Source organism: Mucilaginibacter xinganensis (assembly GCF_002257585.1).
GTDB lineage: Bacteria > Bacteroidota > Bacteroidia > Sphingobacteriales > Sphingobacteriaceae > Mucilaginibacter > Mucilaginibacter xinganensis.
In genome coordinates this window covers 774,736-799,334 of record NZ_CP022743.1, presented here as the reverse complement: position 1 = coordinate 799,334, position 24,599 = coordinate 774,736, and the positions used below count along the sequence as shown (strand labels likewise).

Genomic DNA, 24,599 nt, shown 5'->3' with positions numbered 1-24,599 from the left:
AGAGATTAGTTGTTAGTAAACTGATCCTATGGCTTAAGTACCCGCCACTTTTGCCATGAACCATGAACTAAAGAAAACAAACTGACCCATTAGATATGAACAAATTATTACTAACATTAGCCTCAATTGGCCTGGTAACTGGGGCTTGCGCGCAGCAAAACCCAACCGCCATGAAATATGCGCCGATTATTAATGCCGATCTGGCCAAACAGCATTTAAGCATCATTGCTTCGGATGCCTTTGAGGGCCGCGAAACCGGCAAACCCGGAGCCGACAAAGCGGCCCATTATATTGCCGATGAGTTTAAATCATTAGGCCTCCAGCCTATTGTGAACGGCAACTCTTATTTTTTAGACATTCCGTTAGTCGAGAATGCATTTAAGGTGAGTAGCTTTACCGTAAACGGAAAATCATTTGCAAGCGGAACAGATTTTTACGCAAACGGATCTGCGCCCGCTAAAAATTTATTTACAGGTGAATTCGTTTTTATCGGCTATGGCATTGAATCTGATAATTACGACGATTTAAAAGGCGTTGACATAACCGGCAAAATTGTACTGTATATTAATGATGGCGAGCCAATGAACAATGGCATATCAAAAATTACAGGCACCGATAAAAAATCAGAGTGGACTACAGTCCGTTCAAAACGCCTTAAATTCTTAAGAAGTAAAAACCCGTTGCTAATACTGGCGGTAGGTCCAAACGTTGCTGATATTTTGAAAAGATTTGGCGGGCAAATAGGTGCCGGGCAATTATCTATTAAAAAAGACGGTCCTGTTGAAACCTCTGCTATTGCCTATAATATAACCCCTGAGGTAGCAAATCAATTACTTAAAAACTCAGGCAAAACGTATACAGAGTTAAAAGCATCCATTGATGCTACCGGCAAGCCGCAGACACAAACTATAAGTGCTAACATTTCAACGTCATACGCTAACGAAAGTAAAAATGTAAAAGCAGTTGACGTTTTAGGTTACCTTCCGGGCAGCGACCCTAAACTTAAAGACGAAGTCCTGGTTATATCTGCTCATTATGATCATATCGGCATGTTACCTGAAGGCGCCAAAGACCGCGTAAATAATGGCGCTGACGATGACGGATCAGGAACAACCAGCATCATGGAAATTGCTCGTGCATTTTCAAAAGCAAAAAAAGACGGACACGGCCCGCGCCGCAGTATCTTGTTTTTAGGGAATGTAGGCGAAGAAAAAGGCTTGCTTGGGTCTGAGTATTATACCGATCATCCGGTTATTCCTTTGGCAAATACCATCGCCGATTTAAATATTGATATGGTTGGCCGTGTTGGGTTTGACTATATAGGCAAGCCTGATTCTGCAAATTACGTTTATGTAATTGGCTCATCAATGTTAAGCACCGATTTGCACAAGGTTGGGGAGAAAGCAAACAACGCCTATACTAAACTAAAATTAGACTATAAATATGACGATCTGAATGACCCTAATCACTTCTACGAGCGTTCAGATCATTACAATTTCGCCAAACATGGTGTTCCTATCATCTTTTACTTTAACGGCGTACATGCTGATTACCACCAGCCCGGCGATGAAGTAAGCAAGATAAATTTTCCCCTGTTAGCCAAACGTGCCCAGTTAGTATTTTATACTGCATGGGACTTGGTGAATGCTGATACCCGCCCCGTGGTTGACGCAAAGAAATAGTAAGTAGTTAATTAGGTTGACCGGGTTGATTAAGTTTAAAGCATGGAAAGTTTAACTTAATCAACCCAATCAGCTACTCACTTAATTAACAATTCCCTACCTTCGTAAATATGGGAAGCACTGCGGAAGAATTTTTGGTTACCTCGGAAGATAAGGCTTTTGATATGGATCACCGTCGTATTATCAATTACAACATTGGTAAGTACGATGCGGCTGTGGACCGGGGGTTAGCGAGGATCATTAACCTGGAGAATACCAAGCGCAAGGCACATGTGGTGAAGTGGAAAGTGATAGAGAACCTGGATAAAATATTACCGGAGTTTGAAGCCAATTTTCAAAAACGCGGCGGTAAAGTGATCTGGGCAAATGATGCCGAAGAAGCCAACCGCGAGATCCTGAACATTATAAAAAAAGCCGGTGCCAAAACTGTTGTAAAATCAAAATCAATGGTTACGGAAGAAATTCAGATGAATGAATTCCTGGAGCAAAACCATATTGAATCATTAGAAACAGACCTGGGCGAGTATATAGTGCAATTGTTAGGGCAAAAGCCGTATCATATTGTTACGCCGGCCATGCACCTGTCCAAAGAAGATATTGCAAAGCTGTTTCATGAAAAATTTGGAACACCGCTTGATTTTACACCCGAGCAGCTTACTCAGAAAGCCCGTGAATTATTGAGAGACAAATACGTGCAGGCTGATATTGGCATAACAGGTGCAAATTTTTTAATTGCGGATACCGGGAGCATTGCCATAACCGAAAATGAAGGCAACGCACGATTAAGTACCTCCTTTCCCAAAATACATATCGCAGTGGTGGGAATAGAAAAGATCATCCCTTCTATCATGGATCTTGACCTGTTTTGGCCGATGCTTGCCACGCATGGAACCGGGCAAAACTTAACGGTTTACAATACCATTTTAAGCGGCCCCCGCCATGGTGAAGAAACCGACGGCCCCGAAGAAATGTACGTGATTTTGCTGGATAACGGGCGTACCAACCTGCTCGCACAAAAAGACCAGCGCCAGGCCCTGTACTGCATTCGCTGTGGTGCCTGCCTGAACGCCTGCCCGGTTTATAAGAATATTGGCGGCCACACTTACGAAACTACCTATAGTGGCCCTATTGGCTCCATTATTACGCCTCATATGGCCGGGATGGATGAATTTAAGCACCTGAGTTATGCATCGAGCTTATGCGGAAAATGCACCGAAGTATGCCCGGTTAAGATAGATATCCATAAAATGCTGTTGCTTAACCGCCGGGATGCGGTAAATGAGCAATTGATAACCACAAAAGAAAAATGGGGCTGGGCGCTTTGGAAAAAAGGGATGCTTAGCCGCAAGCTCACCGATTATTTAAGCGGCAAAACAAAAAATTTGATGCTCCGCATGTTCTTCAAAAAGACCTGGGGACATTTTAAAGAAATGCCGAAAGTAGCTGATAAATCATTTAGCCAGCAGTACCAGGAGAAAAACGGTTTTGGCGATTAAATAAAATGTGAACGGCATTCCTGATCGCTAACCTTAATGCTTGTTTCCAAATCCAAACTCTTTATAAGTATTGGGCAGATCTTCTGAGCTGCTGAAGGGGAATGTGTAAGAAGTCCACCAGCTTTCATAATCGGCATCCTTATCTTTAGTTTGCTCAATTCTTACGCTGCGCAGCAGGTAAACTCCCTCGCGGCTCAGGTTAAAGGTTACTTCGCCATCCGTACTGGTGGTAAGGTTTTGTGTGTACACGTTACCTGTTGTAGTCTTAACATATAAGGTTACAGCAGCCGCGGGTGCGGGCTTTCCTTTAAACTTCAGCAAACCCACCATGTCATCGCCATATTTCTTATTGTAAGGATTCTCCTTTAAAATAATTTCGTAATCCTCATTAAGTACCTTTCCATAGGCGTTGCCATCATGATTATCTACCGATACCAGAGTTTTTAAATAGCGGGTATATTTTTCCCTAACCCTAAACTGGTTGCCGCTTTTTACCTTTTCGGCCATTTTATCCAAACCCTGACTGTTCAAAAATTCGGCATAAGCATCGCGCGAGGTAAAGCTAAACTCGTAGCCCCGTGTCATTTCGATCAAAGACTGCCCGCTGTTTAAGATCTCGTAGTTCAATACCGGTGCTGCGCTGTCTTTTGCCGCCCTGGTTAGATCAATTTTTTTAGAACCGTTATGCAACATAAACCGCGTGGTTTTGGCCGGCTGATAACCAATCTCGGCCTCTTTGGTAAATGCTTCACCGCTTAATAAATGCAGGTTAAGCTTATCGCCCTTATGCATAAAGAACAATTCAGGCAGCAGGAAAAAATCGTGTGTGGTAGTGGCTAATCCAATAGCAGCCGCAAGTATTATAAGCAAAAGTGGTTTACGTTTCATCATAGGGTTGATTTGTTCATTCGTTCATTATTGCACAGTTTAATGCCAGGCACCTGGTTATTGTTTAATCAGCTATGGAACCTGTCAGTTGTTCTGGAATTATAAGGTAAACAATTTTGCGCGGTAATAATAAATAAACCGCCCTTATATGCTTTTCCCTAACCTTTGAAGTATCTAACTAATGAACCATTAAACTAATGAAGCATTCCTCAAACATACAAAGTTTTAAAAACTTCATTAGTTTTACCTCATGATTTTCGACCGAAAAAACTTAAATAGTAACCAATTAATTGAGTTTTATAAAAAGTTGCTGTGGCCGCGCCTTGTTGAGGAGAAAATGCTGATCCTTTTGCGGCAGGGGCGCATCGGCAAGTGGTTTTCAGGAATAGGTCAGGAAGCTATAGCCATTGGCAGCACACTGGCCATGAATAACGATGAGTATATTCTGCCAATGCACCGTAACCTCGGCGTATTTACCGCCCGCGATATTCCACTTTCACGGCTGATGGCGCAATGGCAGGGCAAGGCATCCGGCTTTACAAAGGGGCGCGACCGTTCATTCCACTTCGGCACACAGGAATACAAGATCATCGGCATGATCTCGCACTTAGGTCCACAACTCGCCCTTGCAGACGGGATTGCCCTTGCAGACGTATTGAGCAATCGCAAAAAGGCAACTCTTGTATTTACCGGCGAGGGAGCAACCAGTGAAGGTGATTTTCATGAAGCACTGAACATAGCGGCGGTGTGGAACCTGCCTGTTATTTTTTTGATTGAAAATAACGGTTACGGTCTTTCTACCCCTGTTAGTGAACAATACAACTGCAAATATCTGGTTGATAAAGCGATAGGTTACGGCATGGGAGGCCGCCGTATTGACGGTAATAACATCCTGGAGGTTTACCATACGGTGAGTGAGTTGGCAGCCAGCATGCGCGAAAATCCCAAACCCGTTCTGCTGGAATGTATGACCTTCCGGATGCGCGGGCATGAAGAAGCATCAGGCACCAAGTATGTGCCGCAGCATTTATTCGACACCTGGAAGGAAAAAGATCCAATCCGCAATTTTGAAAATTACTTACTGAGCGAAAATATCCTGCGGCCTGAATGGATCCCGCAGATGAAAAAAGAATTCTTTAGCCAGATAGAGGCCGAAATTGAGCGGGTATTTACTGAGCCCGAAATTATCCCCGATATGGAAACGGAAATAAGGGATATGTTTAAGCCATATAGTTTTCCAACCTATCCATTACCCGCCGCGGCAACCAATATGCGTTATATAGATGCCATCAGCGACGGATTAAAACAAAGTATGCGTAAGTACGATAACCTGGTAATCATGGGGCAGGATATTGCCGAATACGGTGGTGCATTTAAAATTACGCAAGGCTTTGTTGAGGAATTTGGGAGGCAAAGGGTACGGAATACACCTATTTGCGAGTCGGGCGTGGTTGGCGCAGCAATGGGATTAGCTATAAACGGGCATAAGGCCGTTATGGAAATGCAATTTGCTGATTTTGCCACCGTTGGCTTTAACCAGATAGTGAATAACCTGGCGAAAACGCACTACCGTTGGGAGCAGGCGGTTGATGTGGTGATCCGCATGCCGGCTGGTGCCGGAACAGGTGCCGGACCATTTCATTCGCAAACCAATGAAGCCTGGTTCACCAAAACGCCCGGATTAAAAGTTGTTTACCCGGCTTTTCCCGCCGATGCCAAAGGCCTGCTGATGGCCGCTATTGACGACCCTAACCCCGTAATGTATTTTGAGCACAAATACTTATACCGCAGCACCAGCGGTGATGTGCCTGGCGGAGACTACTACGTTGAGATAGGTAAAGCCAAAGTAATAAAAGAGGGCACTGCAGCCAGCATTATTACATATGGGCTTGGCGTTCACTGGGCTATTGAATATGCAGCAAAATACCCGGAATTATCCGTAGAAATTATTGACCTGCGCAGCCTGCAGCCATGGGACAAAGAAGCTGTTGAAGCCAGCGCAAAAAAAACCGGCAGGGCACTGGTACTGCAGGAAGACACCCTTACCAGCGGCTTTGGCGGCGAGATAGCGGCCCACCTGGCCGAGCATTGTTTTAAATACCTGGATGCTCCGGTAATGCGCTGCGCCAGCCTGGATACCGCCATCCCCATGAACAAAGCGCTCGAAGAGCAGTTTTTAGCGAAGGCAAGGTTAGCAGAAACAATGGAAAAGCTGTTGAATTATTAAATAAGATGGATAACAATTGCCGAATGATGATATGCCGCCGTTGGGGAATTTATGCCGGAGCCTTCGTTAAAATTTGTTAAACTTATTGCCTTTTGAGCTTTGTTCCGATAATAATAACAGATAAACTTTTACCTTTAGGCTTAGGTTTCTTATTTTCGCAATTCAGTTAGGTGAAAAGAGTTTAAATTGAGGTAATAAAGCGTAGCTTTTTATCTAAAGTCTCAAATCCTATAGCTAAAATCTAATATCAGTATGGAAGAATTTGAAGCAAGCGCGTCGGCAAAAAAAACTAAAACGATATATATATCTACCGTTTTTGGCATTGCCATGGTGCTTTCAATGATAGGGCTATTGGGTTTGATATTGGTGGAAGCTAACAACCTGTCGCGATATGTTAAAGAAAATATAGTTTTAAATATTTTTGTTGATGATGCGGCACACGAAACCGATGTACTGCAACTGCAGAAACAGATTGAAGGAAACATAATGGTTAAGCAAACCCAGTACGTAAGTAAAGAACTGGCTGCACGGAACCTGCAAAAAGATTTGGGTGAGGATTTCGTAAAATTTCTGGGTTACAACCCGCTTTCACAATCTTTGGATATCTATCTGAAAGCAGAATATGCAAATAACGCTGATATAGAAAAATTAAAGGCCGAGTTGCTAAAAAATCCATTGATTAAGGAAGTAAAGTACCAGAAGTCGTTGGTTGACCAGATGAACGAGAACATTACCACCATTAGTCTTATCATACTTGTATTTGCAGGCATATTCGTTATTTTATCTGTTGCGCTCATCAATAACACTATCAGGCTTGCTATTTACTCACAACGGTTCCTGATCAAGTCAATGCAGCTTGTAGGCGCAACAAAAGGATTTATCCGTAAGCCCTTTATGCTTTATGGAATCTGGCACGGCCTGTTGGGTGGTTTGATAGCGATCTTAATTTTAATAGGAACACTTTCAGTAGCGTATAAAGAAATTCCGGACCTGATCATCCTCAGGAATTATACAGAATTCGGACTAATCTTTGTTGCTATTATCGGGTTAGGAATCTTTATTTCGGGATTCAGCACCTTTTTGGCAGTTAACAAATTTTTACGGTTAAAAATATACAACCTTTACAGGTAACACCTTTCGGATGCCGGATTTCCGGCTTCGGATTTAATAGACATTTATTAATTCAAAAACATTCAAATGGCACAAAAAATAACCAAACCGGCTGCCCCGGTTAAAACCACCACTGCTGCCAAGCCAGCTTACAGATCAACAACAGACGCAAAACCGGTGAGCTTTATATTTGGTAAAGAAAATTATCGCCTGTTAATCATCAGCATTGCAGTGGTTGCGTTTGGTTTTATCCTGATGTCTGGCACAACTGATATTTATAGCACTACCAAAATTGTTATAGCGCCCATGGTTGTGTTAGGAGGTTTTGCCCTTGGCTTTTTTGCAATCTTTAAAAAGTCTGTAAAGGTTGATTAAGCCAAGGAGTGGTTAGTTTGATATAGCTAGAAATCGTCAATCTAACCCGATTTAACCAACTTAATCATCACCGAAAACACTATAATTTTTCCAGCCCCTATGAACATTATCCATGTTATTGTCCTGGCCATTATTGAAGGCCTGACAGAATTTTTACCGGTATCGTCAACCGGCCACATGATCATTGCTTCTTCTGTAATGAACATAGCATCTGATCCGTTTGTAAAGCTTTTTACCATTGCCATTCAATTAGGGGCAATTTTATCAGTAGTGGTACTGTACTATAAAAGGTTTTTAAAATCATTAAATTTTTATTACAAGCTTTTTGTTGCTTTTATACCTGCAGCTGTGTTTGGGGTATTGTTCAGTAAAAAGATAGACAGCCTGCTTGAAAGTGCCCTTACCGTTGGGATTACCATGTTTGTTGGCGGGATTATTTTACTATTTGTTGATGCCTGGTTTAATAAACCAACTGTAAAAGAAGAAAAAGATATTAGTTACCTTACTGCACTTAAGATTGGATTTTTTCAGTGTTTGGCTATGATACCGGGAACCTCGCGCTCTGCCGCTTCAATTGTTGGCGGGATGTCTCAAAAGCTCACCCGTACGGCGGCTGCTGAGTTTTCATTTTTTTTAGCGGTGCCAACCATGTTTGCAGCAACCGGGAAAAAACTTTGGGACTTTCATAAAGAGGGCCATGTTTTTACCGGCGAGGAGATTAAATTTTTGGCAGTGGGTAACGTAATAGCATTTGTAATTGCAATGCTCGCGATAAAATCTTTCATCACCTTTCTGGAGAAAAAAGGCTTTAAAATATTTGGCTGGTACCGGATAGTCTTGGGCGCTGTAATTATCGGCCTGATAATAAGCGGCCACGATCTGAAGACAATATAAATACTACATTCAGGTATCTAAAGGAGACGCGATAGCTCTCGTCTCATCAATCCATCATTTATCAATATAACAATTGATCGTAAGGATATCTTGCGGTATGGATCGCTTTTACCTCTTCGTATAATAAGCTTCTGAATTCCTCGATGTTTTCCTTTTGAGTGGCTGATATAAATATGGCAGGGCTGTTGTTTTTTGCCATCCAGCTGTTTTTAAAATCATGCAGTGTTATTGGCTCTTGCTGCTCCTCCGCCTGGTGTTGCTCCGGTTTAAAAGCATCAATTTTGTTAAAAACGGTAATAACCTTTTTATCTATTGCGCCAATATCCTTTAAAGTTTCATTTACCGTACTAATCTGGTCTTCAAAGTTGTGGTGCGAGATATCCACCACGTGGATCAATATATCTGCTTCACGTACCTCGTCCAGGGTTGATTTAAAGCATTCAACCAATTGGTGTGGCAGCTTGCGGATAAATCCCACCGTATCTGATAAAAGAAAAGGCACATTTTCTATTACTACCTTCCTTACCGTAGTATCCAGCGTTGCAAATAACTTATTTTCCGCAAATACCTCCGATTTGGAGATCATGTTCATTATGGTTGACTTGCCTACGTTAGTATAACCTACCAAAGCAACCCTTACCATCTGCGTGCGGTTTTTGCGCTGTGTTTCGTTTTGCCTGTCTATTTGCTTCAGCTTGTCTTTAAGTAACGAGATCTTGTTCAGGATCAAACGCCTGTCCGTCTCTATTTGCGATTCACCAGGTCCGCGCATACCTATACCGCCCTTTTGGCGCTCAAGGTGGGTCCACAATCTCGTTAGCCTGGGCAACAGGTATTGTAATTGCGCCAGTTCAACCTGCGATTTAGCCTGTGCAGATTGCGCTCTTCCGGCAAAGATGTCCAGGATAAGGTTATTGCGATCCAGGATTTTTACCTGCAATTCATTTTCAATATTCCGCAGTTGCGAGGGTGTTAACTCATCATCAAAAACCACCATATCAATTTCCTCGGCAGTTACGTAAGCCTTAATGTCTTCCAGTCTGCCCGATCCAACAAATGTAGCGCGATCCGGCTTCTGTAGTTTTTGTGTGAAAGTTTTTACCGTTTCAGCGCCGGCTGTAGCCACCAAAAATTCAAGTTCTTCCAAATATTCCTTCGCCTGCTCATCTGTTTCGCCCTGTGTTATTACACCAACCAAAACAGCACGCTCCTGCTTCACAGCAGTATCATAAAATTTTTGCTTCATTAAGTAATGATTTACAATATGGATGCCAATATAATAAAATGGCAGTCATTCAGACTTTTTTGCAGAAGAAATCAGAGATTCATCGCTTTTTGACCGGTTGATGCGCTATTGTTCCCGGTACCGCCTAATTCCCTTCGCTCACTGTAAATGTTGCCAATAAATTCACGTTGGGGTCGGGCTTTAGTTCTTTTGGTTTTGAGGCAACTTTAAACCTGGCGATATTGATTCTTTCATTCACGTTTATGGTGTGCAGGTGCTTACCTGTAGCTACCTCTAATTGCAGCTTAAATAAGCGCTCCTGTTTTTGGGTAACTTTCAGCTCTATTATTCCTTTAGCCGCATTATATTTCCAGGTGATGTCTAAATCCGGATGCCCGGTTTTATAAACCCATTGCTCAAAAAATTGCTTAAGGTCCTGTCCGCCGGCCTGTTCCATTATCTTTTGTAAGCCGCTGGTATAGGCATTTCCGCCATTGTATTTGGCATAATAGTTCCTGATCCCTTTCCAAAAAGCTTCGTCGCCAAGTTTCCTGCGGAGCATGTGCAGTACCCAGCCGCCTTTTTGATAGCTGTTAGCATTTAGCAGCTGCATGTAGTCGTCCTTTACGGCCGTATCAACTATTGGGGTAAGTCGCCTTTTTTCAAAGGAAAGTACCATCTCCCGGTCGGCTGCTTCACGTTTTTTTAAAGTGTCAATTCCGTATTTATTTTCCAGGTACAGGTTGGTCATATAAGTAGCAAAGCCTTCACTCAGCCAAACATGCCCGAAGTTTTTTTCGCTGGCGGCATCGCCAAACCATTGGTGGGCAATTTCATGCGCCATCAGCTCTTCAATACCGGGCGAAGTAGTTGAGTTTTCAAAATAAAAGATAGCGCCGGCATTTTCCATCCCGCCGAAGATGGTTTTTGACTGCACATTGGCAAGTTTTTTATAGGCAAAAGGCCCAACGTTTTTTATGTAAAACGGTAAGATGTTTTTAGCTATAGCATAGCTTTTAAAGCCCTGCTCTTTGTTTTCAGGGAAAACATAGGTGTAAACAGGTATGCTGCCTGCATCGCCGGGATGATCTATGGCAAAATCAGCAACGCCAATTACCATTACCTTTGTGGGAAGCTGCGCGGTTTCTTTCCAGTGGGTCAGTTTCAAATGGTTAGGAAGGACGGTTTCTTCCACCTTTAAGCCGTTTGAGATTACGCCATAATGGTCAGGTGCGGTAACTACAAAATCAACCTGCGCCTTATCCCCGGGATAGTCCGCACAGGGCAGCCAGTTGTGGGCGCGATTAGGCCAGTTATCACCAAAAAAGGTTCGGTGTCCAAATTTGTTGGTCGATATGATCAATCCGTCCGCAGGGATACCCTGGTAAACAATGTTATAGCTGTGCAGGCTGTTTGTTTTGGCCGAAGCATTAATAGTTAACAATTCATCATCCTGAGTAAAAGGAACGTTTTTAGTGTCTTCTGTTACAGCAGACACCAACATGCCTTTCCCCTTGTCGTTTGGCCGTGCCAGGCTGAGCTGAAATGAGTTGACGTCCTTCAGAAACTTGATCCTCACTTCTGCCTGTCCTTTCAGAGTGTCGTTTGCATCAGTTAGCTGTATGGCAAACCGGTAATGCTGCACATCAAAAACAGGGGCCGCAGTCTGTGCTTTGGCCACTAAACAGGTCATCAACCCAAAAAGAACTAATGAAAAGGCTTTATACATGATAATATATTTAAAACGATACGTAAATATTTTCGCTGCTGACTTTACCGGCTTTCAAGAGGCGCTGACAGCCTTACTTCCACCTGAAACTTTTTATCATCAGGTCCACATCTTTTTTTACAAAAGTGAGTACAGGTTGTATAGAATCCAGCCTGGGTTCAGAATTGAAGTAAAGTGCTCCTCGAATATAGTTTTTGGTGCTGTCGGTAAGGTAAAACTGGATGGACGATGCCGCATTGCCGTCAATGGAGTAATAAATTCCATACACTTTTTGCTCCGGATAATTTATAATACCTTCGTCAATGCCGGTTGCTTTAACCGTGTGTTTAAAGCTTAGTTTATGTGCATCTTCTACAAGTTCATTAAATTCCTTTTTCGAACGTATGGGCTCATAGCTAAGGTGCAACGTTCCGTTAAATTGAGGGAACTGCATGTTTAGCCAGCAAGGCTTAGCATCGGGATTTTTATCGGGCTCCATCACCGCATATTTGGGGTATTGAAAAGTGAACGGGCAATTTGATACGTATGGCTGGTATGATTTTTCCGGGAAAATAATACGATAATACCCCCTTGGCTTTGGCGAGTAATCATGGTTGCCGCCACACGCGGCCAAAAGCATTACAGAAAAAATGATGAGTGCGAGTTTTTTCATGGATGCAGTTCTTTTGCGGTCCATATTTCCCAACTTTTTTCAGCCTGTAACACTAACATTTCATACCCGTTTTTAATTGTTGCACCCTGTTCTTCTCCTTTTGTTAAAAATAAAGTTTTTTCAGGATTATATACCAAATCGTACAGTAAATGATCTTCGGTTATAGCATCATAAGGAATAGGGGGGCATTCATCAACTTTCGGCGCTGTACCAAGTGGGGTGGTATTAATAATGAGCTTATGTTTGGCAATGTCGTGCGGTTTAAGATCTTTAAACAAAAGGTTATCGCCAATCGCAGTCCTGGTTACCACTTTATAATTAATACCCAGGTTATCCAGCACGCACTTAACGGCTCTTGCAGCGCCTCCGTCCCCTAAAACAAGTGCTTCGTCATGATGGTCTTTCAGCAAGGGGGTTAGCGACATTTCAAAACCATAAATGTCCGTGTTAAATCCCTCCAGCCTGAAATCATGCCCCTTTACGCCAACTTCCCCCGAAAAGGCAGCCAAAACCGGGCTTTCGGCCATTATCCGGATACAGTTTACCGCACCGGCGTTTTTGGCATCGTGTTCTATCCAGTCGAGGTATTTAAGGATATTTACTTTATGCGGCACGGTCACATTCAGCCCGCACAGTTCAGGATATAAGTCTAACAGGTCCTGCAGGTCTTTTATATGCTCCAGCGGATAAAGCTCGTAAACGGCATCGGTGATGTGCTCTTTTTCGAATTTTTCGGTAAAATATTTCTTTGAAAAAGAATGAGAAAGCGGATAGCCGATAAGCCCGTAATGTTTCATTAAGTTAGATTTGAGATATTAGACTTGATATTTGAGACATAAACCACATGTTCAAATGCCAAATACTTTCAAAACGTAATATTAATAAGAAATAGGGAAATATGATGAGTGATTTGTAAAGAGATGGAAATTTGTATGCCTTTACTTTTATTGGCTATATTGTACCGTTACCTGTATCACATGAAAAGATCATTTATTCTGCTATTGCTGTTATTTACCCTTGCAAAAAGTTACGGACAAGCTCAGCCTGTTACCGCAACTAAACCGCCTGCCGAAATGATTGGCAACTTTGAAGATGATTATGAAATAAGATATACCATCAGCGATACCCTTTGGCTGCAATTGCCGGATACCCGCTTCCACATTATAAAATGGAATAGGGATAAAAAGTACATCATCGCAAAAAATGATAAAAAAAATCCGGGAGATGGAAATCTGTACACCCGCATTGACTATATGAACTTTAATAATATGGATCCCTGGAAATGGGGCTATTGCCTTACCGTTTACAACGCGGCTACCGATGTCATTGCCGAAGCAACAGCAGCTGCCGACAGGGACAACCCGAAGAAAGGCTGTGGTGGTTACCCTTTTTCAAGGATGAAGAAGTTAAAGTAATATTGTCTTTTGTAATTTAATTATAAAACGCTCCCATAGATGTAGCATAAGCATCCTGTTACCCGTAATTTATTTCATCTGTTTGTAAAATCTCACCTTTAAATTCAAATGAAGACGCGGTGTACTCTTATCGTGAACGGATGTAACGAAAACTTTACCAATTTTGAGGCGAAGTTGAAATTGGGGTTGTCTTTTAACAAATAAGGCCCCATTAAATGATTATATAAAATACGTTTTTGAATACATGTTTAAAAAGCTACTTATAAAGCCCAGGTTATACCTGAGTGAGATTACTGGTGTACTATTATTAATTCTTGCTATTTATTTTATCAGAAGCCAGGGTGAGGAGCTTAGAAATGTAGGTACTTATATCCGTTCAGGTAACCCTTTGTGGATTATCATAGGATTTATGTTAACGGCTTTGTATATCTGTTTACAAGCGCTTATGTACCAGGCTAGCTTTCGGTCTCTTCAACTTAAGTTAAGTTTGTGGAAATCAACTATTCTGTTCTTAAAAAGAAATCTTATCAGTATCTTCTTGCCCGGGGGCAGCATAACTTCATTAGCCTTCTTTACAAAAGACATTCAAAAAGAAACCAGTGAAGAAAACAGGGTCCGGATCCATTTTGCAAGTACCATATACGGTTTTACAGGTATTGTTTCCATAATTATTATCTCCATTCCGGTTTTAACGTATTTAACGCTAAGCGGCGATAGCTGGAAAAATGCTAATCAGGCAGTTGCTATTATAATTTTCTTCCTGATATTAATACTTTATGTTCTAACTTCTTTTTTTAGAAAAGGATGGGTTTATCGTTTGCTAAACAGGTATATACCCCAGATAAATACAGCATTTAAAAATCATCCGGATTTCAAGTTATGGTTATCCCTGGTAAATATTTACGCCATTTTAATTGATCTTGCCGGTGTGGCGCACCTTTATATTGCCATGCTGGTAATGGGTGCCGATGCAAGCTGGAAAATAGCCCTCATTGGTTATGTTATAGCAACGTTGATACTTGTTATTTCGCCATTTTTACGAGGACTTGGTGCTATTGAGTTTTCACTTACCGTAATATTAAAACATTATGGATATTCTACCTCCGAGGCATTGGCAATAACCCTCATTTATCGCTTATTTGAGTTTTGGCTACCGGCGGTTGCGGGAATTGTTAGCTTTATTCTCAGAAAAGGAAACATGGTACTTCGGGTAATCCCCGCTCTTTTGCTCTTGGGATTAGGCCTGATCAATATTATTTCAGTACTAACCCCATCATTGGGGTATCGTGTAAAACTATTAAAAACATTTTTGCCTGCCGAGACTATTTCCGTATCTAATTACCTGGTATTTATAACTGGCTTACTTCTCATTATAACGTCTACATTTCTTTTTAAAGGGTTAAAGAACGCCTGGCGGTTTTCCATTTTACTGTGTGCTTTGTCCTTAATCGGAAATATTACTAAAGCAATTGATTACGAAGAGGGAATATTGGCGCTTATCGTGTTGCTGGCGCTGTGGTTTACCAAAAAGCAATATTATATAAAACATAATATCCGCCTGCAAACAATTGGAATAGAGTCAGCTATATTGATATGCGGCGGAATTCTTATTTATGGCGTTACGGGGTTTTATTTTTTGGATAAACGACATTTTGGCATCGATTTTCATTTTATAGATTCAATTAAGCAAACCTTGTATAACTTTGTTTTGCTGGATGTTAAAGATCTGGTTCCCCAAACAAAATTTGCGTCTGTTTTCTTAAATACCATCCGCATTAGCGGGGCTTTATCAATTGGTCTTATTTTTTTTACGCTGCTAAAACCTTACTTTATTAGTATTAAGCATGATGATGAAGACTTTATTAAAGCCGAAGAGCTTATCAAAAAGCTGGGGTCATCGCCTGTGGATTATTTCAAAACATATGAAGATAAGCTGCTGTATTTTGGTAGACGGCGCGAAGGCCTGATCTCTTACCGCATGGCAGGTAGTTTTGCCGTAGTACTGGAACAGCCGGTGTGTGCCAACAGGCAGGACGAGATGGCGCTGCTGGAAGAGTTTGAAGAGTTTTGCATTGAATCGGGTTTACGATCAGCCTACTACCGCGTTGAAGAAGAAAGCTTGCCTCTTTTTCATTCCCTGGGGAAAAAATCGCTTATCATTGGCCAGGAAGCCATAATCGATCTTGAAAAATTCACTTTAGAAGGAAAAAATAAAAAATCTATGCGAAATGGGTTAAACAGTCTTCAAAAGAATGGGTTTAAAACCAATATTTATCATGCTCCTATTAAAGATGGCCTGCTCCAAAAACTGGAATACGTTTCGAACGATTGGCTTAAATGTACTAATAGGGAAGAAATTGTATTTACACAAGGAATGTTTGACTGGGGAAAGCTAAAAAACCAAACCATTATTACAGTAGAGAATGAGGATGAACAAGTTTTCGGCTTTTTAAATATTATCCCTGATTTTTCCCCGAATGAGGCAACTTACGACCTGATTAGAAAAAGTAGCGAAGCCCCGGGCGGCGTAAACGATGCGCTTATTATAGCATTAATAAACTACTGTAAGCTTAAAAATTATAAATACCTTAACCTGGGTTTGGCGCCTTTATCCGGAATTGACCAGGCAAAAGACCTGCCTGAAAAAACATTGAAATTTGCTTATGAAAAGCTTCAACAATTCAGGCACTACAGGGGGCTTAGGGATTTTAAAGAAAAATTTTCGCCTGCATGGCAAAATAAGTATTTGATCTATGAAAATCATTATGACCTCATCAGCCTGCCAAATGTGCTCAATAAAGTAATGAAACCCTGATTTGCAATGAAACGCTTTAAATTCATCATACTGTTATTGTTAGCCGGAACATTGTGTACCGGTAATGTTAATGCAACCATTCCGGAATATTTTGGCTCAACGCTCATTACGGATCTGCCAATAATTATTACTAAGGCTAAAACTGATAAGGAAGATAAACTTGTTCTTTTTATTTCAGGAGATGGCGGATGGAACAAGTTTAGCCAAAAACTTGCTGATAGTTACGCCCTAAATGGATTCCCGGTGATAGGATTAAACAGTTTTAAATATTTCTGGAAAAAGAAAACTCCTCAAGAAACTGCCAATGACATTGCGGAACTATTGAATAAGTATGCCAATGAATGGCACAAAAAGAAGATCATAATATGTGGATTTTCATTTGGTGCAGATGTTGCGCCTTTTATTTACCAGCGGCTGCCGGATAACTTAAAAAATAAAACAGTTTTAGTTCAGCTAATTTCGCCTTCTTCATTTACTGATTTTGAGATTCACGTTATGGACTTATTGAGCTCAAATAATTCTGTACGATCAATGAATATTGCTTCGGAAATTAAATTAATGGATTTACCAGTGGTTTGCTATTATGGCGATTTGGAGAAAGACAAGCCCCTAGGCGACCTTAAAAAAGCTAATTTAAAAGTTGTAATTTTAAAAGGAGACCATCATTATGAAAAAAGTTATCCCGAAATAGCAAAAATAAACCTATTATTATAGATGCTATTTCGTGTTATATTTAAGCTATATAAATATAGGTGGAAAGAAATTTGCATATGCCTGTCTGTCCTGTTTTTTTTCAGCAGTTGCGGCCTTCTGTTAAAGAAAAGGACGGTAGCAAATAGCGGCATTGAAACTGAAGAATTCGGGCTCCCATTAATTATTTATCACCCGGAACACCCAATGGCTTCAAAAATAATCGTGCTGCTTTCAGGCGATGGTGGCTGGCTTGGTTTTAACGACACACTTGCTGTTCAGTTCGCGAAAAGGGGCTATCTGGTTTTAGGCTTTAACTGCAGGACATATTTCTGGCACCAAAAAACTCCGGATCAAACTGCAAATGACTTTATTAAGTTAATTAGAAAATACAACGAGGAGTTAAAGCCTAAAAGAATTGTTCTGAGCGGTTATTCTTTTGGTGCTGATATCGTTCCATTTATATACAACCGGTTGCCTGAAGATTTAAAAGCCAAAGTTAATAAGCTTCAGTTACTTTCTCCATATTTGTCTTCTGATTTTAAAGTCCGTTTAGCAGATTTAATTAGTACCGGTGATGACGACAGGCCCTATAAAGTAAAGGACGAAGTGGAAAAGGTAAATATTCCTGTGTACTGTTTTTATGGACAGGCAGAAAACCCAAAACCGCTGGCTGATATTATCATGAAAAATTTTTTTGTTAAACTGCTTCCCGGAGACCATCACTATCTGAATGGATACACGCAAATTGTGTCGTCAACGCGAAGAAACAGGAACATAAAATACTTAAGCCGTTAAATAACATTAGTGCAAGTTCACCTTCATACCAAACCGGTAAGCTAAACCACGGGGATTTACATCTTCGTTATTAAAAGACATGTGCACCCCTGTAAACCCGGTGCTGGTATATAGCGTTGCTCTATGGCTCAGTTTTAGCAATAAACCAAATCCGCCAAAAGTGTATAAGCCCCTGTCTGTTATATTCCTGGTGCTTTCAATATGCATAGGGTCCTCCTGTTCATATTTTATAAAAGTTGAGTATCCAACATCTGCAACTGCAAACGGAGATACGATCCATTTGGAAAAAGGCACGTAACGAAAATCTGCCAGAACCGGCAATATCTTCATATACCTAAGGTTATAACCGTTATCTACATGTAATGGGCCATAATCGTAAGCAACGCCCAGCCCCATTGAGAAGTTATCTGACGCGTTATACGTCAAGAACGCATATCCGCCATTAAAATGGCTATGATGCACCGTTATGAAATGCTGATATTCGCCAATAACAGCGAGTTTTTTATACCAGGGTGAAGCTATCCTGATAGTATCGGTAAACTGTTCCTTTACCGGGTTTGCCAAACAATTAACAGAGGCCGAAAGAATTATTAATAAAAGTACTATTCTATAGTAAAATCGTAAATGCTTAATCATTGTATATATTTTATTCTTAAATTCTATGGTTTGAAAAGTCTCTTAATAGGCACAGACTATATTTGAACCATCAAAAGACTTCATTTAGCCCTATAAACAAGCCTCTTGCGCCGTAATTACCTGCTCCATAATCCATACAAATATTTGAGCGTGTGTATTTGTTAAATAACAGGCGAAGGCCTACCCCTTCTCCTGAGTTCCACCGTTCAAATAAATGTATTTTTTGCTGGTTGCTGCCGGTTTGGATATTTACAAACGCCACCCCGCTCAATAGCTTATTTCCGGTAATCGGGTATCGGTACTCCAATTCATTAAAATAGAAAGAGGTTCCTTTAAATCTCCCTATGGTATAAGGGCGACCGCTTCTTTCTTCCGCATCAGTACCTGTACCTGGTAATTCCAGATATGGAATAGAGCCTTTTAACAGGTAATTTCCCCATAACCAAAAAGCTAAAACATGTTCAGGATTAGCACTTGATAGCGACCAGTATTTTCTAAATTCTGTTTTCAATTGAGTGGCACTGTGTTCACTCCCAAGCCCCTCTGCATTTAGGCGAAGGACAACATCAGCGTAAATACCCTTATATGGCCTGTTTAGATAATCACGTGAATTATACTGGAAGTTAAACAATACCCCATTTGCCCAATATCCGATTGAAGGATATTTGTTTTCTGTGCTATACCAGGTATTATGGCTGTGTCTTCTTACAGCCCCCTTTTTTGGTTTATCAATATTTTGATACCCATCAACAATGATCCCCATGCCGGCATAAAAATTATCAAACAGCTTGCGATAAACCTTTTCATACAATTTCAAATAGGTAAACTTAATGGGCAGCACACCAGGATTATTATCCACGGGCAATCCATTAAATACAAAATTGTCATCACTTTGGTGTGCATGGCCTGTCCCCACCCCGTAATCTAAAGCAACTGTTCTTCCAACCTGGTAGCCTCCCTGTAAATTCCATATATTATGATTGCTAAAAGTATTGTGTTTAAACTCAGCTGAAGCAAGCCCGTTTGTTGAAACGAAAACATTGGTATTGAAAACAGAAAAAGTTGTATTGGCAGGATCGCCATAATTTTTTCCCCCGGAGACTATAATTCCAAACTCTAACCCATAACTGGGGTTGTAGCCAACAGAAGGTAAAAGTGATAAGTTTGAATGTGATCCGGTTGTGTCATTATAGCTTTTACGCTTAAAAAATGAATTGATAATATCTTGCATATCCCTGGTTTTATACAGTGAATCAACCGAAAGCTTTTTAGCATTCGCAAATAGTATCTGATTAAATAAACAGAACAGCAACAGCAAATTTCTGCGAAGACACATACAAGAATAGGGGTTTAACCATGCGAAGATAAAAACACTAATATTAGCATTATTGAAAACATTGGAGCCTTGTTTACCAAAGGTATTATTGTTGCAACGTGTCTTTCAAGGTTGTAAAATCATAAGTGGTTATAAATCTTTATTTTAAATCAGGAGTCCAAAATTAAAATCCCAATATAGCCTCTGGTTGTAAAAAATGCCAGCATAAAAAATTACCCAGAAATGACGGCCTAAAGTATAAATGGTGGGTTTCTCATTCATCTAAAGCCCCTGTAAGCGCTGCTCCCCTATACATTAATGAGCCTGCCCTGCTTGAAGATGAATAAAATAGTATTGTATCCGATAATAGAATAGTCTAAATTAATATTTCGGCTTCAATCCCTCCAGAAATTGAACAACTCGGATTGATAACGTAGGTGATAGTATTGTTTCTTACAAAAAATGATCAAAAGTATCACTCCTGATACCGAGGCGGAGTGTTTCGAGCGGGATTACATCAGCGGGGGCGATATTGCCCAGGCTTACATTGGCACCAATCAGCTTAATGAACCAAACCTGCTGCGCTTTTTGAGGCGCTTCCCAAATAATGGTTTCCTCGGGGATCTGGGTCAGGATCTCATCAACCAAACCCTGCCTTACTTCTCCCGAATCGCGGTAGATGCCAACATTGCCACTTTCGCGCGCTTCGGCAATTACCTTCCATGAACCGGCTTCAATTTCAGCACGCATCAGGTTGATCCATTTATAGGGGGCAAAGATCTTCTGAACATCCTTTGAACCTACTTCAGAGATCACCGTGGTGATTTTAGAAAGCTTTTGAATGTAATCGCATTTGATATCGTGCTCCAGGGTAATGGAGCCATCAGATACCTCGGCATAGTCCATTTTGAATTTATCCAGCAGGCGGCAATAGTCATCAAACTGATTTCTAACGATCATGGCCTCAAATAACGTTCCCCCGAAATATACCGGGATGCCGGCATCGCGATAGATCTTTAATTTTTCGGTAAGGTTAGGCGTAACGTATGAAGTGGCCCAGCCCAGCTTAACCATGTCAGTATAAGTACCTGCAACTTCGATAAAATCTTCAACCTGGCGCAAGCTTAGCCCTTTGTCCATCACCATGGTAATGCCGCTGTTACGTGGCTTTGCTACTCGTTCCGGAAGATTATTAATTTGGTAATTCATAAAACACTAACAGGTTATAGACTATAACTAAAAGTTTTAATGGCGCAAAGGTCGCAAAAAAAGCCAAAATTTGTATAAATTTTGGCTTTTTTAGAGATCAGGCGGGACTTAAGCATTAGCGCTTAACTATTCTCTGGTCTCTAACCTCTAATTAACTATTTCGTATATCGATTAATAATGTCAACAATCACCTTATTCTCCTGCAACTGTGGCAGGTAGTCAAACAGGATGTAATGTTTCTCCGGATCAGCGGACAGCGCCATTTCCAAATGGCTCAACGCCTCGTTGTATTCGCCTTTTGCAAACAGGTAGGCTACCATTCGGTAATACAGCTCTGCGGCATCCGGGTTGTTTTTTATGGCCTGCGATATTACTTCAATGGCGTCAACCAGGCGGTGCTGCTCATATAATATAGATGAGTAATCCAGCCAGGCGTCCACATCAATGGGGTTCAGCTCCACCACCTTTTCGTACGCATGTTCAGCTTCAGGCATGTGCCCCAGCTTATACTCCGCGTCAGCAATAGCGAACCAGTAGTCGGCGTTGGCAATATCCAGATCAAGCGCTTTTTTATAGAAATGAAGGGCCTCAAAATAACGTTCTTCAAAATCAAGCGTAACACCTATCCCAAACCAGGCATCGGCCAGTTTAGGATCCATCTTTACTGATTTTTTATAGAACGCGCGGGCGTCATCCATCTGCTCCAGCTTTTCGTAACATTCGCCTATAGCGCAATAGGTATCAGCATTAGGTTGTTCGTACTCAAAAGTTTGGCGGTAAACCTCAATAGCCTCGGCATATTTCTCCAGGTTAACCAATGCATTACCCTTATTAAAATAAGCCGATGCAAAACTATCCTTTATCAATATGGCGTAATCATACGCATCAATTGCTTTCTCAAATAAGCTCAGCTTGGTAAACGCGTTGCCCAGGTTATACCATGCTGCATAACTGTAAGGCTCGTTATCAATATACTGCTGGTAAAACGTAACGCTTTCCTGCTGATTATCCAAAACATCATAACAAAAAGCAAGCTCGTATAAAGCATCCTGGTTCTCCATGTTTTGCTTCAGGCAAAGCTTCAGATAGGTTATGGATGTTTCATAGTCGCCCATGTTTTGATATACGTAGGCAATATGCAGTAGCACCTCGTCGGTCTCTTCGGCAAGCTCCAGCGCTTTTTCATAATTTTCAAGCGCCTCGCCATAACGTTCCATGCTTTCGTACATGTTACCGCGAATAAGGTAAATATCAGGGTCTGATGCTTCGAGCATTGCAGCTTTTTCAAGTGCGTCGAAAGCATCGTTAATCTTGTTGGTAATCACTAAAAGCTGCGCCTGTTTTATCAGGAAAACTGCTGCAAACGGGTGTTGGTTGCGGGCATATTCTGCAACCTGTAAAGCTTTCGGCGGATCGTTCTTTTCGATATAGTAGTCGATAATGTTCTCAAACGCCTGAGCATCAAAAAAGTACTGATCATGATTACGGATCATTTCTTCGTACCGCTCTACTGAAAACTTTGGGTCTTCGGTAAAACCAAATTCAAATTCTTCTTCCATTCAATTTTGTTTCAGAACATATTCTCTGTTGAAGTCTTCAAAATCGCTTTTAGGAACTCCCTCCGGATCTTCCCTGCGCGGTTGACCCCGGATTTTAACTGAGATTAAATTACAAGTAATAAACAACCATAAGATAATTTAGTTATCAACATTCAAACATTGTTAACAGGGGCGATTACAAAGCCTTGATAATTAATGTGAATCATTTTGCCGGCAAGGGATGAGTTGATAATAAATTGCCTTAAAGATTTTTACCTTTGGCAAAAGTAACAATTATGAGCCTCAATATTTCAGATATTCTTAATCGTTTACATATAAACGACACAAACGACGCCTTTAGTACAGGCAGCAATTGGCTAAGCAATGCTGATGCCGCGGTAAAAGATATTATATCGCCAACTGACGGAAAAAAAATTGCAGCAGTAAAATTTGCTGCTGCCGATAACTATAACCAGGCGGTTGAACAGGCACAAAAAGCTTTCATTAACTGGCGCACCCTACCCGCACCCAAACGCGGTGAAATTGTGCGCGAGATAGGCAATGCACTGCGCGACAAGAAAGAAGCGCTGGGTGCGCTCGTATCATACGAGATGGGTAAAAGCCTGCAGGAAGGCTATGGCGAAGTACAGGAAATGATTGACATTGCCGACTTTGCCGTGGGGCTTAGCCGCCAGTTGTATGGCCTTACCATGCACAGCGAGCGCCCGCAGCACCGGATGTACGAGCAATATCACCCGCTGGGCATTGTAGGTATCATCTCTGCGTTTAACTTTCCTGTTGCGGTATGGAGCTGGAACGCCATGCTGGCCTGGGTTTGCGGCGACGTATGCATCTGGAAGCCATCAGAAAAAACGCCATTAACAGCTATTGCCTGCCAGCACATTGCGCAGGAGGTGTTTAAAAAACACCATATTGACGAAGGTGTGTCCTGCCTGCTAATTGGCGACCGCGAAATTGGCGAGCTGATGGCCAATGACCCAAGGGTGCCTTTGGTTTCGGCTACCGGTTCAACTCGCATGGGTAAATCTATCGGCGCAGCAGTGGGTGCGCGTTTGGGGCGGAGCCTGCTTGAACTTGGAGGTAACAATGCGATAATTATTACCGAAAATGCCGACCTGGATATGTCATTAATAGGAGCTGTATTTGGAGCAGTAGGTACAGCGGGGCAGCGCTGCACCAGCACCCGCAGGCTTATTATTCATGAAAGTGTGTACGATGCTTTTAAACAAAAGCTGGTAAATGCCTACAAACAGATCCGCATTGGCGATCCGCTGGATGAAAACAACCATATGGGCCCCCTGATTGACCAGGATGCGGTAGCCCTATATTTGGATTCGATTGAAAAATGTAAAGCCGAGGGGGGTAATTTTGTGGTTGAAGGCGGCAAGCTTGAAGGGGACAAATATGCTTCGGGCTGCTATGTGAAACCGTGTATTGCCGAGGTGGAGAACCATTACAAAATTGTACAGCACGAAACTTTTGCGCCAATACTTTACCTCATTAAATATAAAACACTGGAAGAAGCTATTGCCTTGCAAAACGGAGTGCCGCAAGGGCTATCATCCGCTATTATGACTGGTAATTTGCGGGAGGCAGAACAATTTCTAGCATATGCTGGTTCTGATTGCGGAATTGCCAATGTTAACATAGGTACATCAGGGGCAGAAATTGGCGGCGCATTTGGCGGTGAAAAAGAAACCGGTGGTGGCCGCGAGTCGGGCTCTGATGCGTGGAAGGTTTATATGAGGCGGCAAACCAATACTATAAATTATTCAAAAACGTTACCTCTGGCACAAGGAATTAAATTTGATCTCTAAATTTTTAGTGAGTGGTTGATTAAGTTGTATTTGGTTGATTAAGTTAAACTTCAAGGATCAACCACTC

The 24,599-nt window shown here is 41.5% G+C and carries 20 protein-coding genes; 11 read left to right on the top strand and 9 right to left on the bottom strand.

Annotated features, from left to right (window positions below):
* The first annotated feature begins 95 nt into the window (after window positions 1–95).
* Window positions 96–1,682 carry a M28 family peptidase gene (locus MuYL_RS03530; protein WP_094569213.1) on the top strand — a complete coding sequence of 529 codons (1,587 nt, stop codon included), beginning with the start codon at window positions 96–98 and terminating at the stop codon, window positions 1,680–1,682.
* A 110-nt stretch (window positions 1,683–1,792) separates the two neighbouring features.
* On the top strand, window positions 1,793–3,178 hold the full coding sequence (locus MuYL_RS03525) for a LutB/LldF family L-lactate oxidation iron-sulfur protein (RefSeq protein WP_094569212.1): 1,386 nt from the start codon (window positions 1,793–1,795) through the stop codon (window positions 3,176–3,178).
* A gap of 33 nt (window positions 3,179–3,211) precedes the next feature.
* Here MuYL_RS03525 and MuYL_RS03520 read toward each other — a convergent pair whose 3' ends face one another.
* Window positions 3,212–4,069: a DUF4198 domain-containing protein gene (locus tag MuYL_RS03520; RefSeq protein WP_094569211.1), complete on the bottom strand. Its 858-nt coding sequence runs from the start codon at window positions 4,067–4,069 to the stop codon at window positions 3,212–3,214.
* 247 nt (window positions 4,070–4,316) lie between these two features.
* Here MuYL_RS03520 and MuYL_RS03515 point away from each other — a divergent pair, with 247 nt between their 5' ends.
* From MuYL_RS03515 to MuYL_RS03500, 4 genes are all read left to right on the top strand, one after another.
* Entirely contained in the window at window positions 4,317–6,293 is a 1,977-nt protein-coding gene (locus MuYL_RS03515; protein WP_094569210.1) for an alpha-ketoacid dehydrogenase subunit alpha/beta, read from the top strand.
* Between the two features lie 252 nt (window positions 6,294–6,545).
* Window positions 6,546–7,424: a cell division protein FtsX gene (locus MuYL_RS03510; RefSeq protein WP_094569209.1), complete on the top strand. Its 879-nt coding sequence runs from the start codon at window positions 6,546–6,548 to the stop codon at window positions 7,422–7,424.
* Window positions 7,425–7,490: 66 nt separating this feature from the next.
* Window positions 7,491–7,778: a DUF3098 domain-containing protein gene (locus tag MuYL_RS03505; RefSeq protein ID WP_094569208.1), complete on the top strand. Its 288-nt coding sequence runs from the start codon at window positions 7,491–7,493 to the stop codon at window positions 7,776–7,778.
* A 99-nt stretch (window positions 7,779–7,877) separates the two neighbouring features.
* A complete protein-coding gene (locus MuYL_RS03500) occupies window positions 7,878–8,672 on the top strand; it encodes an undecaprenyl-diphosphate phosphatase (RefSeq protein ID WP_094569207.1) in 795 nt (264 codons plus the stop codon).
* 61 nt (window positions 8,673–8,733) lie between these two features.
* Here the strand turns inward: MuYL_RS03500 and hflX are convergent, their stop codons facing one another.
* The 4 genes from hflX to MuYL_RS03480 form a co-directional block, all read right to left on the bottom strand.
* Window positions 8,734–9,918, bottom strand: a complete 1,185-nt coding sequence (hflX, locus tag MuYL_RS03495; protein WP_094569206.1) for a GTPase HflX — start codon at window positions 9,916–9,918, stop codon at window positions 8,734–8,736.
* A 124-nt stretch (window positions 9,919–10,042) separates the two neighbouring features.
* Window positions 10,043–11,626 carry a M1 family metallopeptidase gene (locus tag MuYL_RS03490; protein ID WP_094569205.1) on the bottom strand — a complete coding sequence of 528 codons (1,584 nt, stop codon included), beginning with the start codon at window positions 11,624–11,626 and terminating at the stop codon, window positions 10,043–10,045.
* A 73-nt stretch (window positions 11,627–11,699) separates the two neighbouring features.
* On the bottom strand, window positions 11,700–12,278 hold the full coding sequence (gene gldD, locus MuYL_RS03485) for a gliding motility lipoprotein GldD (RefSeq protein WP_245845759.1): 579 nt from the start codon (window positions 12,276–12,278) through the stop codon (window positions 11,700–11,702).
* Window positions 12,275–13,075 (bottom strand): shikimate dehydrogenase family protein, encoded by an 801-nt coding sequence (locus MuYL_RS03480; protein ID WP_094569203.1) that lies wholly within the window; start codon window positions 13,073–13,075, stop codon window positions 12,275–12,277. Before MuYL_RS03480 ends, gldD begins: the two co-directional genes overlap by 4 nt.
* Before the next feature lie 180 nt (window positions 13,076–13,255).
* Between MuYL_RS03480 and MuYL_RS03475 the strand changes: the two genes are divergently transcribed.
* The 4 genes from MuYL_RS03475 (at window position 13,256) to MuYL_RS03460 (ending at window position 17,996) form a co-directional block, all read left to right on the top strand.
* Window positions 13,256–13,693, top strand: coding sequence for a hypothetical protein (locus MuYL_RS03475; RefSeq protein WP_157740576.1), 438 nt, complete (start codon window positions 13,256–13,258; stop codon window positions 13,691–13,693).
* Between the two features lie 244 nt (window positions 13,694–13,937).
* Window positions 13,938–16,508 carry a phosphatidylglycerol lysyltransferase domain-containing protein gene (locus MuYL_RS03470; RefSeq protein ID WP_094569201.1) on the top strand — a complete coding sequence of 857 codons (2,571 nt, stop codon included), beginning with the start codon at window positions 13,938–13,940 and terminating at the stop codon, window positions 16,506–16,508.
* Window positions 16,509–16,514: 6 nt separating this feature from the next.
* Window positions 16,515–17,222, top strand: a complete 708-nt coding sequence (locus MuYL_RS03465) for an AcvB/VirJ family lysyl-phosphatidylglycerol hydrolase (protein WP_094569200.1) — start codon at window positions 16,515–16,517, stop codon at window positions 17,220–17,222.
* 183 nt (window positions 17,223–17,405) lie between these two features.
* A complete protein-coding gene (locus tag MuYL_RS03460) occupies window positions 17,406–17,996 on the top strand; it encodes an AcvB/VirJ family lysyl-phosphatidylglycerol hydrolase (protein WP_157740574.1) in 591 nt (196 codons plus the stop codon).
* 6 nt (window positions 17,997–18,002) lie between these two features.
* Here the strand turns inward: MuYL_RS03460 and MuYL_RS03455 are convergent, their stop codons facing one another.
* From MuYL_RS03455 to MuYL_RS03440, 4 genes are all read right to left on the bottom strand, one after another.
* Complete coding sequence (locus tag MuYL_RS03455; protein ID WP_157740572.1) at window positions 18,003–18,632, bottom strand: hypothetical protein; 630 nt, start codon at window positions 18,630–18,632, stop codon at window positions 18,003–18,005.
* Between the two features lie 70 nt (window positions 18,633–18,702).
* Complete coding sequence (locus MuYL_RS03450) at window positions 18,703–19,863, bottom strand: BamA/TamA family outer membrane protein (RefSeq protein ID WP_157740570.1); 1,161 nt, start codon at window positions 19,861–19,863, stop codon at window positions 18,703–18,705.
* A gap of 537 nt (window positions 19,864–20,400) precedes the next feature.
* Window positions 20,401–21,156, bottom strand: coding sequence for a phosphosulfolactate synthase (locus MuYL_RS03445; RefSeq protein WP_094569196.1), 756 nt, complete (start codon window positions 21,154–21,156; stop codon window positions 20,401–20,403).
* Window positions 21,157–21,311: 155 nt separating this feature from the next.
* Window positions 21,312–22,715, bottom strand: coding sequence for a tetratricopeptide repeat protein (locus MuYL_RS03440; protein ID WP_094569195.1), 1,404 nt, complete (start codon window positions 22,713–22,715; stop codon window positions 21,312–21,314).
* Between the two features lie 275 nt (window positions 22,716–22,990).
* Here MuYL_RS03440 and amaB point away from each other — a divergent pair, with 275 nt between their 5' ends.
* Window positions 22,991–24,532 (top strand): L-piperidine-6-carboxylate dehydrogenase, encoded by a 1,542-nt coding sequence (gene amaB, locus MuYL_RS03435; RefSeq protein ID WP_094569194.1) that lies wholly within the window; start codon window positions 22,991–22,993, stop codon window positions 24,530–24,532.
* The last annotated feature ends 67 nt before the right edge of the window (window positions 24,533–24,599 follow it).